Consider the following 18364-nt stretch of genomic DNA (forward strand, 5'->3'; position numbering starts at 1 on the left):
CTGGGGCCAGTTCCACAAGAAAGGATTTTTGAGATGAATTTATTGTATTTATTTCTTGTGGGGTGGGCTTCTAGCCCGCCCCTACAATTTTTTACCAAAAATATTGTTTTTTATTCGCTTACCTACTGAGCAAAATTACTGCTAAAATAAAGTACGAGTTCTTGCCGCTCAAACGCAGACCATGACCGCACAAACCCCCGTACAATTCCAAGACAGTTTCGACATCATCGTAGTAGGTGGCGGACACTCCGGCTGCGAAGCCGCCCTCGCCACATCTCGCCTCGGATGCCGCACGCTTTTACTCACCCTCAACCTCGACAAAATCGCGTGGCAACCCTGCAACCCAGCCGTAGGCGGCCCCGCTAAAACTCAACTTACCAACGAAGTCGATGCCCTAGGCGGAGAAATGGGCAAAATGGCCGATCGCACTTACCTACAAAAGCGCGTCCTCAACGCTTCGAGAGGCCCCGCAGTTTGGGCGCTCAGAGCCCAGACAGACAAGCGGGAATACGCCGCTGTGATGAACAATATTGTCGAAAATCAACTTAATTTGACCGTCCGCGAAGCGATGGTTACAGACTTAGTTTTGGGCAAAAACGAAGAAGTTATCGGCGTAGAAACATACTTCGGCGTCGGCTTTGGATGCAAAGCCGTAATTCTGACAACTGGGACTTTTTTAGGCGGCACAATTTGGGTAGGAAACAAGTCGATGCCCGCCGGACGCGCCGGAGAATTTGCCGCCGTCGGTTTGACAGAAACTCTCAACCGCTTGGGCTTTGAAACCGGACGGTTGAAAACAGGAACTCCCGCCAGAGTTGACAAGCGCACCCTCGATTACTCGAACTTGGAACCGCAGCCTGGAGATACAGATGTTCGCTGGTTTAGTTTCGATCCCGAAGTTTGGGTGGAACGCGAACAAATGCCCTGCTATTTAACTCGAACTACCCCCGCAACTCACCAGTTAATTAAAGACAACTTGCACCTTTCTCCGGTTTACGGTGGCTGGGTTGATGCGAAGGGGCCGCGCTACTGTCCGAGTATTGAAGATAAAATCGTGCGCTTTGCAGATAAGGAAAGCCACCAGATTTTTATTGAACCAGAAGGTAGGGATATTCCTGAACTGTATATCCAAGGCTTTTCGACTGGTTTACCCGAAAGTTTGCAATTGCAAATGCTGCGGACTCTTCCGGGTTTGGAAAAGTGCGAGATGATGCGCCCTGCTTATGCTGTGGAGTACGATTATTTGCCGGCAACTCAGTGCTATCCGACGCTGATGACTAAGAAGATTGAAGGGCTGTTTTGCGCGGGTCAGGTGAACGGTACAACGGGATATGAGGAGGCGGCTGCACAGGGGATTGTGGCGGGGATTAACGCGGCTCGGTTTGCGAAAAATCAGGAGATGATTGTGTTTGCCCGCGAGCAAAGTTATATCGGCACTCTGATCGACGATTTGTGCACGAAGGATTTGCGGGAACCTTACCGGATGTTGACTTCGCGATCGGAATACCGGCTGTTGTTGCGATCGGACAATGCCGACCAACGCTTGACCCCGCTGGGACGGGAAATTGGTTTGATAGATAACCGCCGCTGGAATTTATTCGAGCGCAAACAAGCTAATATTGTGGCGGAGAAGAAACGCTTGTATGGGACGCGGGTGAAGGAGCACGAGGATCTTGGTCAGCAGATTTTGGCTGAGACTCAACAATCGATTAAAGGTTCAATTACTCTGGCTGATTTGCTGCGCCGTCCAGGTTTTCACTATGTGGATTTGGAACGCTACAATTTAGGCGATTCCAGTCTACAATTAGCTGAAAAAGATGGTGCAGAAATTGACATAAAATATTCTGGCTATCTGCAAAAACAGCAAAATCAAATTGATGAAATTGTCAGACACGAACGCCGCCAATTGCCTGCGGATTTGGATTATATGGCAATTACAACTCTCTCGAAGGAGTCGCGGGAAAAGTTGAGTAAAATTAGGCCTTTGACAATTGGTCAAGCTGCAAGAATTGGCGGGGTAAATCCGGCTGATGTTAATGCTTTGTTGATTTATTTGGAAGTCCGCAACCGTCAGCAACCAGTGGCTGTGGGAAAGTAGGCTCGTAGCTGAAAATAGCTGAAAAATATCTGAAAGGGATCTTGAATTTTCTCAGGCTGCGGACTAAAGTCCACACTACGAACTGCAATAAATAAGGTTTGTAGTACGGACTTGAGTCCGCTCTGTGGCTGCGGACTAAAGTCCACACTACGAACTGCAATAAATCAGGTTCGTAGTGCGGACTTGAGTCCGCTCTGTGGCTGCGGACTAAAGTCCACACTACGAACTGCAATAAATCAGGTTCGTAGTGCGGACTTGAGTCCGCTCTGTTGCTGCGGACTAAAGTCCACACTACGAACTGCAATAAATAAGGTTTGTAGTACGGACTTGAGTCCGCTCTGTTGCTGCGGACTAAAGTTCGCACTACGAACTGCAATAAATAAGGTTTGTAGTACGGACTTGAGTCCGCTCTGTGGCTGCGGACTAAAGTTCGCACTACGAACTGCAATAAATAAGGTTTGTAGTACGGACTTGAGTCCGCTCTGTGGCTGCGGACTAAAGTCCACACTACGAACTGCAATAAATAAGGTTTGTAGTACGGACTTGAGTCCGCTCTGTGGCTGCGGACTAAAGTTCGCACTACGAACTGCAATAAATAAGGTTTGTAGTACGGACTTGAGTCCGCTCTGTGGCTGCGGAGTAAAGTTCGCACTACGAACTGCAATAAATAAGGTTTGTAGTACGGACTTGAGTCCGCTCCGTGGCTGCGGAGTAAAGTTCGCACTACGAACTGCAATAAATAAGGTTTGTAGTACGGACTTGAGTCCGCTCCGTGGCTGCGGAGTAAAGTTCGCACTACGAACTGTCATTGTGATGATAATCGATCGCACATGATATAAACCAACATCGCGCCATTTGAGATTAACTATTTCCTGCTGGTATGCGGACAGTGAAAACAGACCCTTTTCCCTCCTGGCTTTCTACCAAAATCTCGCCGCCCATCATCTGACAGTAATGGCGGCTGATTGTCAGCCCCAATCCAGTGCCGCCGTACTGGCGCGTCGCCGAACAATCAGCCTGGGCGAAGGCTTCAAACAATTTGTGCTGCTGTTCCTCAGACATTCCAATACCGCTATCTTGAACTCGAAAGCAAATCCAATCCGATGCTGTCACATTAGCAATCGGACAAGCAATCGAACTCGATTTTGTGCAACCTCCAGCCCGGGAATTTTCAACTAAACCAGATAGCTTAGCCTCAGCATAGAATTCTCCGGTTCCCGGAATGCGGCTGACGCTGATTTTGACGCTACCTTTTTTGGTAAACTTCGCAGCATTGTTCAGCAGGTGTTGCAACACTTTCCGCATTTTCCGGAAATCTGCGTGCATTGTCCCGACATTGCGATCGCACTCTATTTCTAAAACATTGCCATTTTTTTCTATACATACTTTCTCCGCCATCCCTACACTATCGACTAGGGATGCGATCTCAAACTCTTCGATGTTGAGTTTCATTCCCCCGGTTTGAATTTTCGACAAATCGAGGATATCGTTAACCAAAGATAGCAGGTGCGTGCCTGCATTCTGAATCTTGTCTAAGTCGGGAACAAAATCCTTGCAGCCGGAATCCCTAGCATCTTCTAAAAGTAGTTGACTGTAGCCGATAATTGCGTTTAAAGGCGTCCGCAACTCGTGGCTCATATTTGCTAGAAACTGGCTTTTAGCAGTGCTGGCTGCTAAAGCTTCTTCTTTTGCTTGTTCTAATTCTTTGGTATGTTCGGAAACTCGCTCGATCAGGTGATTGAGAGACACTGCTAGCGAGCCGATTTCATCTTGTGCGGTGACTGGTGCTCGCAAGTCAAAATTTGACTCGGCGGCTACTTGTTCGGCTACCTGAGTGACGCTGACGACTGGTTTGGCGATCGCCCGACTGGTGCGGTAAGCCACCATTCCCGCCACGGCTACCGACAGCAGCATACTGATCGTAATTATCGCCTTTTCGATGCCTTGGGCATCCTCCATCACTACGCCACCTTGTCGCTCTTGATGCTGGGCAATATCGAGGATTTTGCTCAATTCCTCAAGATGGCGATCGAGCACTTTTGCACCTTCTCCGCTTTCTATCGCCAACAATTTTCGGGCTGACTCTATCTCCCGAGGCGACATTTGTGACGGCTCGATTTGCTGTAAAGTTAAAGAGAGATTACCCGCATAGGATTCTAACTCTTCGGTGCAATTTTGGAGTAAAGCTTTGAAAACTTTCGGCTTAGCTGCCAGCCAAGCGGGTTGGCTGTCGGCAAACTCTTCTAGGCGTGAATGCAGGCTTTTTGCCTTGACAATACTATTGAAAAACTGCGCTTTTTGCTGATTCAATAAAGCATAATTGTCTACAAAAGAATCTAGCTGCGAACCCTGCAACTGTGCAGCTAGGGCAGCATCTTTAAAATTGCCGAGCAATTGCGCTTGTATGTGAGCGTCATTGAGTTGTTTTAATCCTTCTCCTTGGTGGCAGTCAGCAATCACCAGTCCGCTGAAGGAGCCAATAAAACCGATTCCTATTGCCAGAAAATACCCCCCACCAATTTTTTGATGGAGCGGCAAACCGCCAATTTTTTTTGGCAGTATTTTGCCGAGCTTGAAGGATGTTTTTTCGGCAATATTTTGGAAAAATGATGGCTTTGATTTTGTTGCTAAAGAAGCCAACTGTTCGGAAATAAAGAGCTGCATCAGTTTACCTAAACTGCTATTTTTGGGGTTAACTTTTCGACTTTCCACAGGTTTGTCTTGGTGGTTAAATTGTTCTGGCTCGTGATTTGCTTCGCCCTTTATTTCCCAAGATGCAACCGATACACTTGCTTGGTTTCCTGTTGTTTTTAGCAAGTTAATTTTTGACATATGCAACCGCTGTATTTTGTTAAAATTTACCACGCTCTTAAGTTCTCCAAACGGAAAATCTTGTCTGGTTTGCAGCAGACACCTGCGAAAAACCATCTTTGACTCTTGTGGAGCCATAGGATAAATTTAAATTCGCTTGATGTCTAATAGATAATTAGGCTGTTGATGGCTGTTGCCAAATTATTTTTTCGATTCGCAAAAGTCTGGAGCAGGCAAAAAAAATAAAAATTCATCCCCGCAGTGAATTGTTCCCGCATGGAATATTACAGGCAGAAAATTCTGTCTGATAGGTTTTGCCTGTGAGTGGGCCAAAGCTGATATTGTCTCTTGACAATGCACCCGATTCCTCAGCTTTGGGGTTTGGCAGCCAGCAATGCGACGATTGCTTGGCGGTTGTTGTTGAGCATCCGACTTGTAGCACAGAATGTCACAAAGGCGACTGCCGATCGATTTTTAGCAGCGCTGCCTCCGCAAGACCAGTCTGAGGTCAAGTCGTGTAAGTAGAGTATAACTTTATGACTTACCAAAAGAAACTGGGTTCCTGGAAGTCAGTAGATTTTCGGATTGCAGATTTTCGATTTGAGACTGACCCTCAAGATGAATCTGGGAACTCGAACAAGATTCTAAAATTTGGATTTTTCCACGACTCCTGTCGGGGGCTGCTATTGCTTTTAAGCCGCCTCAACTTTTGGCAGTTGCGAGATATATCCGTAGCAGTAGTTAGGGCTTGCTGAATAAGCGATCTGCTTGGGCTAGGGCATAGGGCATAGGGCATTGGGCATTGGCCCGCGCAGGGCAAGAGTGAAGTGCATAGATTTTTGGGTGATTGACTCCAAAGAGAGCATTCTCTCCACTTATTGAACCTGAGAATTCTCATCAGAAACAGGTTTTGGAGTTATTCAGCAAGCCCTAGTTAATCCAAAAAATCACCTAACTTGCCAATTTGCTTCCCGAACGCCAGACAATCAGTAATTCCCCAATCTCAAATCGAAAATTGAGAATTGCAGGAGTTACACATCGAGCCAAAGAAACCGGGTTTTTGCCGAATCTGCGGGCTCAAACGAAAGATTTTCGTCAAAAACCCGGTTTCTGACTACCCGTGCGTAACTCCTAAATTCGATAACTTACCGCCCCTACCCAAAGCTTCATCAGCCAATTCGACCATCCAGCGGTTCGGCCTGGCTTGTGGTCTGGCGGCGAGTACCAAGGCCCAAGCTTCGCTCTCAAGGCCACGGCCAGTCAGTACAGCACATACAGTCAAAGCCGCAGCCGCAGAACGGCTGATGCCGCTTTGGCAGCAGACGAGCAAATTGCCAGGGCGCGCTGAGATTTTGAGGGCGAAGTCAATAATTTCAAGTACGTCATCAAGTGCAGGCAAGACGCGATCCGGGTCGTCTACGGGGGTTTCTAGGTCGTTAAACGATTGTCGCAGTCGGTTGGGGACTTTGTGAAAAATTTTGGGTTCGGGCGCGCCGGGAGTGCCGATCGAGATCAAGTATTGGAGATTGGGCCCCGCAGCGCGATCGATAATATATTCGCTGGCTTCGGCTTCCGAAGCAATCAGGATGTGCGGCAGTTTTGCCTCCGATAAATCCGCAGCAGCTTCACCATCAAAATAAACTGTTTTTACCTCACCGCTGCGATCGGGCAAGTATTGGGCGGCCAGGGCGCGAACGTCAGCAACTTCGCGGTTTAAAGCTGCTTCCAGAGCCAAAACAGCAGCGGGAGACCCAATTTGACCGAGGGATTTAACAGCCTTCTGGCGCACTCCAGGGGTATCGTCTCCCAGCAGTCGCACCAAACCTGCTACGGCCTCCTCTGTGCCAATTTGCCCCAAAGCAGCAGCCACTCTCCACCGCACGTAGGATTCGCTGTCGCCGCGCGCGATCGCCAGTCCGGCCGCCACCATTTGTTGCAAGTTATCATCTCCGGCTGTATTGATGTTCCCCAAAGCCACCGCCGCCCGGCCGCGCACGAAAATATCTCGATCCGAGAGCGATCGCATTACCGCCACTGCGGCCACCTCGCTGCTGATTTCCCCCAAGGCAGAAACTGCACTGCCGCGCACATCTGAGTCGTCATGGTTGAGGGCTTGCAGCAGCCCGGAGACAGCGGTTTCCGTGCCGATTTGTCCCAATGCTTCCGCCGCCCTCAAAGAAACGGCATAGGAGTCGCGATCCTGGAGCAATTCTATTAGTCGCGGTACTGCTTCGATCGCGCCAATTTTGCCCAAAGCCGCCGCCGCCCTAGCGCGGACGAGCTGATTTTCATCTCTGAGGGCGTCGATCAGCCTGGAAACAACTGCATCGGAGCCAATTTTTCCGCAGTTGACCGCCGCCCGCCAGCGCACCTCCGAGTCTTGATGTTTGAGGGCTTTGAGCAGTGCGGCGACAGATGTTTTCGGGTTAATTTTGCCCAAAGCCCAAACGGCCCAAGCGCGTACCGCGCCGGACTTGTGGTTCAGGGCTTTCACCAGCGCCCAAGCTGCTGGTTTGGTGTCAATTTCTCCCAGAGCCCAAGCAGCCCAAGCTTGCACTTGGGAATCTTCCGATTCGAGCGATCGAGCTAAGGCAATTACTGCTGTTGGAGAGCCAATTTTACCGATCGCCCGAATGCAATGAACGCGCACCGCACTGTTTTTGTGGCTCAATGCTTTAACCAGCATCGGAATTGCCATATCCGAACAAGTTAGCGCCAGCAGTTGAATTTTGAGCAGGGGAGAAATTGTGATTTTTGCGATTAATTTTAGTGCTGCTTTTTGAAATTCTGGCTTGAGCTTTCCTGCTAGTTTCGAGCCGAGTTTTAAATTTACTTTGAGCGACAGTTTTATTGCCCGCAAAGCCAGACTTTGCTCTTCAACTTGTGGCAATATTGTCGCCAAGGCGTGCATCCCTTGTTTTTGTTTCAGATACTTTTGGTGAAATTGATCGTCGCTGAGCTCTGATAGCTCTTGGATGAGGGTTGCTGCTGAGTTCATTAATTTATCCTCATATTTTGGCGATCGCGTCTGATTGCTCTTTTAAACTCACTGTCATAAACAAATACGGCTGCACTACAAAAATTAACTTATTAACCAAGTTCCACCACTTATAAAATATAGCTTTTATCACAAAGATGAGGTACAGGTTGAGATTTTAGATTTTAGATTTTAGATTTTAGATTTTAGATTTTAGATTGAGCCGGTCAATACCTGATATTTTTCAGAACTGCTATAACTTTTATCGCCAAGATGAGGTACAATTTGAGATTTGAGATTAAGCCCTTCGGCTTGCTTCGGCTGCGCTCGGCTCCGCTGTACAAGTCAGCACAAGTTGGTGGCTGACAAGTGGCGGGCGAGGGTAAGGATTGGGGGATAGAAGGATTAATTGGTCAATACTCGATATGAGATCTCGCAGCGCTGTATGTCCGATACCACTATTGTTGCAACTCCCCAATCATTGATTATCTGTTTTTTTGGGCGATCGGCTTGACAATTAGTAGCGCTTGCTGCGCCAGCATCTGTACGCTCTGGTGTTTGGCAAGCTGTGCTTTATTATTTTAGATCGAGTTGGCTGCAAATATCGATCGACTCGGTTGAACGCAGCAAACCGCAAACAGCCAGATTTCAAGACAGCGTGTCAGCGGTAGGGCCCGCGTTTCAAAGCCTCAGCCAAAGCATTACCGTTATCTCGCAAACCTTCGTAAAAAAACAACACTTCTCCTGGAATGCCGCTCTGGCGGTTGCAAGCAATTACTTGCAACAACAGTTCCGGATTCATGCTATAATTGCTGCCTCGATTCGCCAACAAAATACCGGGCGACACGCAGCGCAGTTGCTCGCCGCTGAGTTGTTCTCCAACCAGTCGATCGACCAATTGTTTGTAACCGTTAAAATCGCGGCGGTAAAACTGCGGGTGAAGCATATCGACCAACTTTTTGTCAACCCAAGCTGGAGAATCTTGCAAATATTCCAGCAGTCCCCATTCATAAGGACTCGGCGACAGCGACAGCAACAAATCAGGATTAATCGCCTTCAATTCTCGGTACAAGCGAGCCACAAACTCAGTAATTATATCAGCGCGCCAGTGCAGCCAATGTCGCTCCTTCGGATGCTGCGGCGGTTCTCTCCCGCACTCTTGGCGGTAGCGTGCAACCGTTTTTTCGTCATAACCGCCTTCACTGGGAAGCGCAATGCGATCGTCTCCTTGAACGCCGCTTACCGGATAATTCCTCGCAACTTCCAGCATCAACCCCAGCAAAAAATCTTGCACTTCCACGTCGAGAGAATTCATCCATTCAAACTTATTTTTTGTAAGTAAATTGCCGTTAAAATCCCGCGCCGCCCATTCCGGCTTCTTCGCCAGCAAATGACCGCCCTTGAGATTGTAAGAACTCACAAATCCGTATTCAAACCAAGGAATAACTTTTAAACCAACTCTATTAGCTTCTACAGTTAACTCACCCAAAGGGTCGCGCCCTTGATAGCGCGCGTCAATTTCACACCCAAATTGTTCGCGCATAATTTGAGAAGGATAAGCAGTAAAACCCCGGTTCCACACAACAGGAAATACAGTATTAAATCCCGTATCTGCCAGAAAGTCCATTGCCTCAGCAATCCGCTGTTTTGAGGTGAGAACTTGGCAGTCGGTGCTGGGTATCCAAACACCGCGAATTCCACATTCTGGCGCCAACGAACTCGGCTGCAAACTGGGATTTAGCGCAGTTTTTGTTTCTGCAAATCGCTGTTTGAATTGCCAACCAAATCTGCTAATTGCTGACTTAACATCTAGAAAAAAAGGCATTTGTTTGATTTCAATTGTAAGCTGTACCAGCATTCATATCGTGTCCGGTCGATTACCATAAAAATGACAGTTTGTAGTGCGGTAAATTGACCGGACATGATATCATTGGTCTGCCCGAGTGATTTTAAAGCCGATCCAACGCTTAAAATTAGGTAGTTTTTAGGGTCTGCACTGCCTGGAATCTTGATTTTGCCGTCTATCGCCCTGGCGCCGTTTAACTAACTTTCAGCTTTTTGATGGTGAACCCAAGCTCTCAGAACAATTTTCCTTGATTGGAGAAGCAATTGCCTAAATCAGGGTGCGATCGCTAAACTGTAGATGCAACCGACGATCCAACGCAAATAATTTCAAAACAACAAAGCTAATCAATGCGATGCAGGTTTATTTTAGTGTAAAAAATTGGCAATTGCAACAGCCGTTTTCTCTTCGTTATCTCGTTTCATTCGCGCCCGCTAAACTTGCATTCCGCATCCTAAGTTATTTGGTAGTACCCGATATTATTCAGAAATAATATGTGCGAATAACGCTCGATATTATGTATGGATATTTTGCGAAGTCTGCATCATACATTGATTGGTAAGTAAGTCCACGTCATTAAACCTAAAATACGGAGCGCGATCGAGCTTGCTGCCCATATTTTATACCATTTCTAATAATTATTGCAACAGTATATTGTTGAATTTGTCGATCGTACAACGGGTGCAGCGGCTTGTGCAAGCAAATATATCTGTAGGGGCGAAGCATGACCGCAGTAAATAGGAGATTATAACTAATAAGTTATGTGCGGTCATGCTTCGCCCTCTTCAAAAACCATATGCACCCCGTACAACTTGGCGCGAATGGTGCGTCGCGAGCAGTATTATAGATTTTTGTGCAGAGATTTTTAGTAGCGACACACCCTACGGAATACGGCTTTGCATAATTTTTCAAAATTGGTATTATTCCCTTCTTCCTTCTTCCTTCTTCCTTCTTCCTTCTTCCTTCTTCCGAGGCACCCGAGATTATGTATGGCTAAGGTGCGCCGAGGCGCACCAAATTTATACTATTTAGCTACTCCAGACAACTGCTGGCTCAAAGCTTCTTTCAAACGTTCTGCCTTATCAGTTTGCTCCCAAGGCAATTCTAAATCAGTCCGTCCAAAATGACCGTAAGCTGCCACATCTTGATAGAAGCGACCGCCTCTTTCCGCAGGCAAATTTTGCAAATTAAATGCCTGAATGATGCCAGCAGGACGCAGTTCAAAAAGCTGCTTGACAACTTCCAAAAGGCGATCGTCATCAACTTGGCCAGTGCCAAAAGTTTCGATCATCATGCTCACAGGCCGCGCTACGCCGATCGCATAACTCAACTGCACTTCACACTTTTGGGCCAAACCAGCAGCCACGATATTCTTAGCAACGTAACGACAAGCATAAGCCGCACTGCGGTCTACCTTCGTGGGGTCTTTGCCAGAAAAAGCGCCGCCGCCGTGGCGGGAATAGCCGCCGTAGGTATCCACAATAATTTTGCGGCCCGTCAAACCCGAATCTCCTTGAGGCCCGCCGACGACAAATTTGCCCGTGGGATTGACAAGGAAGCGAGTTTCTGCATCCGGCTTGACGTTAATATCGGCAAACACGGGTTGAACTACTGTCGCCCACAAGTCTTCTTTAATCTTGGCTTGAACAGCACTCGTTTCTGTGATGTCGCCGATCGTTTCGGTATGCTGTGTAGATATCAAAATCGTATCAATGCCAACAGGTTTGCCGTCTTCGTAAGTTACGGTAACTTGGCTTTTGCCGTCAGGGCGCAGGTAAGGCAATTGACCAGTTTTGCGGACTGCTGCCAGTTGACGGCAAATGCGGTGCGCTAAACTGATCGGCAGAGGCATCAATTCCGGCGTTTCGTTGCAAGCAAAGCCGAACATCAAACCTTGATCCCCAGCCCCGATGGCATCCAACTCCTCTTCACTGGATTGTTCCCGACTTTCGTGAGCCGTATTCACCCCTTGAGCAATATCGGGAGATTGAGAGTCCAGAGCCACCAACACCGAGCAGCTATTGGCAGAAAAGCCGTTGTCAGCATGGATGTAGCCAATATCGGCTATTTTTTTCCGCGCTAATTCGATGTAATTTACCTGAGCTTTCGTGGTAATTTCGCCCGTCAGCAGCATCAAGCCGGTGTTGACGACAACTTCGGCGGCGACGCGACTTTTAGGGTCTTCAGTCAGTAAGGCATCTAAAATCGTATCTGAAATTTGATCGCAGATTTTATCGGGATGGCCTTCAGTGACGGATTCAGAAGTAAACAGGTAGCGGCGTGACAATGATTATTTCTCCTTTGATTCGTGCGAATCCTGCTTGACATTGGCGACAGACGACTGACTTTTCAGGTAGAGGCGCAGAATCATCGCGTCTCCATCGGTGTGAAAATTTGTGCCGGTCTGGTGCGAGTTGAAGCAGGGTTTGAGATTAGCTAAAGTGACACCACTATAGCAAACTCAGTTCCGGGAAGTTCTGAAAAACTTAGATTTTGTAGGATTGTCAATAACAATAGTTCGGACAGTTTTTTAACGGCCCTGTAAGCCTAGGGCGAGGAAGCCCTGCCATTTTTAACGCATTTTAGGCAACAAGGGCGCTCGACTTAAACCTTGAAAAAATAGTCCACTATATAGCCAGTAAGGGTTTCGGACACTCGATCGGATCTAAAACTGTCCTTCGTATTGAATAAGTCTTTGACAGCAATCCTCTACCCTCCTAACCTTGAGATGTAAGATACAGTCAGGGTATCGCCTCGCGGATGCACTATGGCAGGAATCCCAAAATCACCAAACTCGATCAAAACGGTTGCAGACCTTGAATTTCCAGGTGGGCCCATACCGCTTGACTCTCCATTTTATATCGATCGATCGCCCGCCGAAGCCCGAGCTTGTGCAGAAATTAGCAAGCCCGGGAGCCTGATTCGGATTAAAGCTCCTCGAAAAATGGGCAAAAGTTCGCTGATGCTGCGGATAATTAAGGCTGCGGTCGATCGCGGATACCGCACAGTTACTGTAGACTTTCAGCAAGCCGACGCAGCGGTTTTTGCGAGTTTAGATAAATTTTTGCGCTGGCTTTGTGTCAATGTCGCCCGCCAGCTCAAACTCGAACCAAATCTCGATGAATTCTGGGATGAAGATATGGGTAGCAAAGTAAGCTGCTCTCTTTACTTTGAAAACTATTTGCTCGAACAAATTGACAGTCCGCTTGTCTTGGTACTCAACGAAGTCAACCGAGTATTTGAACGCGCCAATATTGCTCAAGAATTCCTGCCGCTGCTGCGTTTTTGGTACGAACAAGCGCGACAGAGCGAAACCTGGCAAAAACTCCGCATCACCGTCATTCACTCAACCGAAATTTATATTGCTTTGAGTCTCAATCAATCTCCTTTTAATGTAGGGCTGCCGATTAAACTCTCAGAATTTACTGCCGCACAAGTCCAAGATTTGGCACACCGCCACGGACTCAACTGGAGCGACAGCTATCCGGTTGAGCAATTAATGAAAATGGTAGGCGGTCATCCTTATTTAGTACATTTAGCACTCTACCACCTAGCAGTTTTACAGCAAAACCGCCTGTCTGCTGGGGAGAACGTGCCAGAGGATGAGCTGGCGGCAACTGCGTTAGAACAACTGTTAAAATCAGCTCCTACCCAAAGCGGAATTTATAGCGACTACCTGCGTAATCAGTCGATCGCCATTCAGCAACAGCCAGAGCTCGCCTCCGCATTCCAAGAGGTTGTAGCTGCTAAAAATAGCATTCACCTCGAACCTTTGACTGCCTATCAGTTAGACAGTATGGGACTTGTTAAATTAAACGGAAATAACTGTAGTTTGTCTTGCGAATTGTACCGCCTCTATTTTCAAGAACAAAATTTGTGCGACGACAGTTTCTCCAGTGTTGGCTGGGAGGAGTTGCAGCAAGAAAACGAACGGTTGCTAGCTTTGGTGAATGTGGACGAACTTACTCAAATCGGCAACAGACGGCATTTTGACAGTTGCTTGCGAGCGGAGTGGAAACACATGACTCGCGACGGGTTGCCGATATCTTTAATTTTGTGCGACATCGATTATTTCAAAATATATAATGATACCTACGGACATCAAGCTGGAGATAGTTGTTTGCGATCGGTAGCTCGGACAATTCGCCGATCGCTCCAGCGTCCTGCTGATGTAGCCGCTCGCTACGGGGGCGAAGAATTTGCTATTATTTTACCTCAAACTGATGCCGCGGGCGCTCTGCTGGTGGCCGAAAACATTAGATCAAAAGTTAAAGCTTTGAATATTGTTTTTCAACCGGAGACAGTTGACTGTCTGCCTAATGATGTGGTAACGATTAGTTTGGGAATTGCCAGCGTTGTTCCCGGCCCGGAAAATGATGCAGCAACGCTGGTACTGGCGGCTGATGAGGCTCTCTACGACTCGAAAAGGCACGGGCGCGATCGGCTGACGATGAGCACGCTGTTAAATTTTCGATTTGCGGCGGTTAATTAGGATTCATATCATCTCCCCCCAACGCAATCATCACAAAGGTTCGTAGTGAGGACTTTAGTCCGCATTGCTCAGAGGACTAAAGTCCTCACTACCAACCTTTATTGCTGCGGTAGTTGGAGCGGATATTAGATTAATAGCGCGGGATGGTGCGATCGACCACCATCGAGTAAGCATCGATACCACCAATGATATTTTTAACGTTGCTAAATCCCCGATCGCTCAACCACTCGCACATTTGAGCCGATCGCACTCCGTGGTGGCACAGCACTAGGGTTTCTGTGTCACGATTTAGTCGATCGTCAATTGCATCAGACCATTCGGCAAACTCGCTCAGCGGAAAAACGGCAAATCCCGGCAGAGCCGCCAGTTCAATTTCGTAACGTTCCCGCACGTCTACAAGCTGCAATTTATCCGCACTCGTTTCTGCTAAGTAGCGACCTAATTCTTCGACTGTAATTTGAGCAAACATTTCCGATCTTTGATTGTAGGACTTACCTATTGACAATACAACAAAATAGTGTATTGATAACTATGAGTAGTATCGGAACAGGTATCAGACGCGAATTTATTAATTGTGCAAATAATTATTCCAACAGAGATTGCAGGCCGATTTAATATTTTTTGCTCGATTATCAATTTTCAGCCAAGGTACTCGATCGTAAAGCAATTTTTTTTCGAGCAGTTACCGCGCCAGTCACGCCGCAGTATAGCAGTTCTCACTCATGTGAGGTATTAGCCTGCTCGCTCTCTCAATCCCTCAATCCCCCAATCTAAAATCTAAAATCTAAAATCTAAAATCTAAAATCTCAACCTGTACCTCACATGAGTGAGACTCGGCTATATATGAGATATCTTACCAAAGTCCTTTTAATTAAATTTTGGAACAGGCTCTCGGGCGCGCTCCACAAAAATAGCTAGGAACAGGCCCGAGAGCCTGTTCCTAGCTATTTTTGCAATCTGGTCTGTTGGTGACAACTTCCTAGTTGTCACCAATGGTTAACACCTACTAACGCAACTTGCTATTTATAAGACCGAAGTAGCAAATCGGTTCAAGGCGATCGAACCACCACCAGCAATAGAATTGGGGTCAGTGCCGGTACCGGGCAGCACTTTGGATGAATCCCACAAATTATCAGTCACAATTGAGTTGCTGAACAAACCAATACCGGAGTTGCCGCCTGACTTATTGTCATTAATCATGGAGTTATAGGCACCTGTCGGGCTAGCCGTCATCATCTGGTTGACAGAGTTAGTGATAAAATCGCTTACCAGATTAAGTGTTGACTGCGCCACACCATTAGACGGGCTAGAAGCCTGCTGTGACTTACCACCGTTGGTGAGAATATCGTTTGCTGGTGAGGGTGCAGCATCGCTCAAACTGAGACTGCTTTGCATTCTGAGCGCAGTAGTGCCTGTAGGGCTAGTGAAGCTTGCTGGGCTGGCGGTCAACGGAGCAACGGGCACCAGAATGGTGTCATTGTCCACGATCGTCAAAGTAGCTGTACTCGGAGTCCCGATCGAGGCATTGCCTGTCGCGCTACCCAAACTTAAATTGACAGTTTCGTTAGGCTCCACCAAATTATCGTCGAAAATGGGAACGAAGATCGTCTTGGGTGTAGTGTCGCCGGAGGCAAAACTCACAGGGATGGGAGTATTGACGAAATCAAGACCCCCTGTAGCAGTACCATCTGCCAAATTCACGATCGCTGAGACTGCGCCAGTGCTGGCACCCGTGCGAGTGACTGTCACGGCTGTAACAGGCGTCCCATTTTCGTTGACGCTGAAGGCAGCAGCACTAAATTGCAGGCTGCTGTCATTGTCTATGATGGTCAAAGTCGCTGTACTCTGAGTCCCAATCGAGGCATTGCCTGTCGCGCTACCCAAGCTCAAATTGATAGTTTCGCTAGGCTCTACCAAAGTGTCGTTGACGATCGGAACGGTGATAACTTTGGGTGTAGTGTCGCCGGAGGCAAAACTCACAGGAATGGGAGTATTGGTGTAATCTGCCGGGGCTGTAGCAGTACCATCTGCCAAATTGACGATCGCTGAGACTGGGCCAGTGCTGGCGCCCGTGCGAGTGACTGTCACGGCTGCAACAGGCGTCCCATCTTCGTTGACGCTGAAGGTAGGAGAACTAAATTGCAAGCTGCTGTCATTGTCCAGGATGCTCAAAGTGGCTGTACTCGGAGTCCCAATCGTGGCACCACCTGTCGGGCTAGCTAAAGTTAAGTTGACAGTTTCAGTAGGCTCCACCAAAGTATCGTTGATAATCGGAACGACGATCGTCTTGGGTGTAGTGTCGCCGGAGGCAAAACTCACAGGGATCGGAGTATTGGTGTAATCAAGACCCCCTGTAGCAGTACCATCTGTCAAGTTCACGGTGGCTGAGACTGCGCCAGTGCTGACACCGGCGCGAGTGACTGTCACGGCTGCAACAGGCGTCCCATCTTCGTTGACGCTGAAGGTAGGAGCACTAAATTGCAGGCTGGTGTCATTGTCCAGGATGGTCAAAGTGGCTGTACTCTGAGTCCCGATCGCGGCATTGCCTATCGGGCTACCTAAAGTTAACTTAACAGTTTCGGGAGACTCTACCAAAGTATCGTTGACGATCGGAACTGTGATGACTTTGGGTGTAGTGTCGCCGGAGGCAAAACTCACAGGGATGGGAGTATTGCTGTAGTCTGCCGGGGCTGTAGCAGTTCCATCTGCCAAGCTGACGGTGGCTGAGACTGCGCCAGTGCTGGCGCCCGTGCGAGTGACTGTCACCGCTGCCACAGGCGTCCCATCTTCGTTGACGCTGAAGGTAGGAGCACTAAATTGCAGGCTGCTGTCATTGTCCAGGATGTTCAAAGTCGCCGTTTTTTGGGTTCCCAGGGTGACACGGCTGCTGCCGGTGGGGTTGGTCAAGCTTAAGTTAACCGTTTCGGTAGGCTCGACCAAAGTATCGTTGACAATGGGAATGACGATCGTCTTGGGTGCGGTGTCTCCTGAGGCAAAATTCACAGGGATAGGAGTATTGCTGTAATCTCCGGGGGCTGTCGCAGTTCCATTAGTCAGGTTTACGGTAGCTGAGGCGGTGCCGGCGCTGCTGCCGGTGCGAGTGACTGTCACGGCTGCCACAGGCGTCCCATCTTCGTTGACGCTGAAGGTAGGAGCACTAAATTGCAGGCTAACCGGATCTTCTGTCCCTTGATATTCAATGTTCCGCACCAGATAGTCGGAACTATCGTCTTTAAAGGGGGTGGCGGTGTAGGCAGCGGTGGGGCTGTCGTAGGGTTTGCCTGAGAACCGCAGTTCGTCAAAAGTAGCGCCGCTTAGAGGTTTTGCTTCTACTTTGAATTTGAAACTGCCATCGGTGCGATCGCCAATGAAAGTCACTCCATTAGAAGACGCGGTAATCGGTTTTGCAGCGACGGGAGCGTTGAGCCGAGTGATCGTAAAATTGCTGCTGGATACCGCAGCTCCATTATTAAAGATTTGCAGCAAGCCAACTTCATTGCCTTGATCGCCCACTCCTAGGCTGGTTTTGGGACTCAATGCGCTGAGGTCGATCGTGGCGCTAGTGATGTCTTGGTTATCTGCCCATTTCACCTTCAGTGCCTGAGATTGATTGGTGTTGGGGTTATAGTTAATTTCCGCTCTAATTTTATTGGGGTCAGTAAACCAACCATCATAAGATGATGCGACGCCAATACCAGGGCTACTACCGTAGCTCAACCAGCTTTTAGGGTTTTCATTGGTTGGTAAGGTAAGGTTGGCGATCGCAGTAGGGTTAAGATAGTCAGTTTCCACGCCGTCAAAAGCTATCCCAGACAGCTTTATGCCTTGATTCTGGGCAGCAGTAGGCCATTTTGTTATTAGTTCGTTGACGCTGGTAAAATTATTGGGTTGACCCAAAGAACCATTGAGGGAAGTAGGCATAGTTTCTCGTTTGATGATGAGTAATTAATGATGAGAATTCAGGGCAATTGCAGTACATAAAAAACTATGGTTTTTCATGTACTATCAAGAGTGCCGACCTCACTGAATATTTGTCTGTCCTTCCAGGGATCGGGGATATTCACTCTGAGATTGTCCCTACCAAGAATCAAATAGCCTTTGATTAGGAGTAACAGAAACTCAAAAGTTTGGATTTCTTTCTAG

At 47.9% G+C, this 18364-nt stretch carries 9 protein-coding genes; 3 read left to right on the forward strand and 6 right to left on the reverse strand.

What is annotated here, in order from left to right; all coding sequences use genetic code 11:
• The first annotated feature begins 181 nt into the window (after positions 1-181).
• A complete protein-coding gene (gene mnmG, locus QZW47_RS17200) occupies positions 182-2098 on the forward strand; it encodes a tRNA uridine-5-carboxymethylaminomethyl(34) synthesis enzyme MnmG (protein WP_293128989.1) in 1917 nt (638 codons plus the stop codon).
• Positions 2099-2959: 861 nt separating this feature from the next.
• Here mnmG and QZW47_RS17205 read toward each other — a convergent pair.
• Positions 2960-5047 (reverse strand): HAMP domain-containing sensor histidine kinase, encoded by a 2088-nt coding sequence (locus QZW47_RS17205; protein ID WP_293128990.1) that lies wholly within the window; start codon positions 5045-5047, stop codon positions 2960-2962.
• Between the two features lie 216 nt (positions 5048-5263).
• Between QZW47_RS17205 and QZW47_RS17210 the strand changes: the two genes are divergently transcribed.
• Positions 5264-5434 carry a hypothetical protein gene (locus QZW47_RS17210; RefSeq protein WP_293128991.1) on the forward strand — a complete coding sequence of 57 codons (171 nt, stop codon included), beginning with the start codon at positions 5264-5266 and terminating at the stop codon, positions 5432-5434.
• Positions 5435-6023: 589 nt separating this feature from the next.
• Here the strand turns inward: QZW47_RS17210 and QZW47_RS17215 are convergent.
• The 3 genes from QZW47_RS17215 to metK all read right to left on the reverse strand — a co-directional run bounded on the left by QZW47_RS17215 (position 6024) and on the right by metK (position 12016).
• The gene (locus QZW47_RS17215) at positions 6024-7907 is read right to left on the reverse strand and encodes a HEAT repeat domain-containing protein (RefSeq protein WP_293128992.1); all 1884 of its coding nucleotides are present in this window, start codon (positions 7905-7907) and stop codon (positions 6024-6026) included.
• Positions 7908-8547: 640 nt separating this feature from the next.
• A complete protein-coding gene (locus QZW47_RS17220) occupies positions 8548-9711 on the reverse strand; it encodes a family 10 glycosylhydrolase (RefSeq protein WP_293128993.1) in 1164 nt (387 codons plus the stop codon).
• A 1042-nt stretch (positions 9712-10753) separates the two neighbouring features.
• The gene (gene metK / locus QZW47_RS17225; protein WP_293128994.1) at positions 10754-12016 is read right to left on the reverse strand and encodes a methionine adenosyltransferase; all 1263 of its coding nucleotides are present in this window, start codon (positions 12014-12016) and stop codon (positions 10754-10756) included.
• 480 nt (positions 12017-12496) lie between these two features.
• Here metK and QZW47_RS17230 point away from each other — a divergent pair, with 480 nt between their 5' ends.
• Positions 12497-14221, forward strand: a complete 1725-nt coding sequence (locus QZW47_RS17230; RefSeq protein ID WP_293128995.1) for an AAA-like domain-containing protein — start codon at positions 12497-12499, stop codon at positions 14219-14221.
• A 130-nt stretch (positions 14222-14351) separates the two neighbouring features.
• On the opposite strand, the gene QZW47_RS17235 is transcribed toward QZW47_RS17230, so the two are convergent.
• Positions 14352-14690 (reverse strand): rhodanese-like domain-containing protein, encoded by a 339-nt coding sequence (locus tag QZW47_RS17235; RefSeq protein ID WP_293128997.1) that lies wholly within the window; start codon positions 14688-14690, stop codon positions 14352-14354.
• 554 nt (positions 14691-15244) lie between these two features.
• Positions 15245-18142, reverse strand: a complete 2898-nt coding sequence (locus QZW47_RS17240) for a Calx-beta domain-containing protein (protein WP_293128999.1) — start codon at positions 18140-18142, stop codon at positions 15245-15247.
• Positions 18143-18364 lie beyond the last annotated feature (222 nt).

This window comes from Microcoleus sp. bin38.metabat.b11b12b14.051 (assembly GCF_013299165.1).
GTDB lineage: Bacteria > Cyanobacteriota > Cyanobacteriia > Cyanobacteriales > Microcoleaceae > Microcoleus.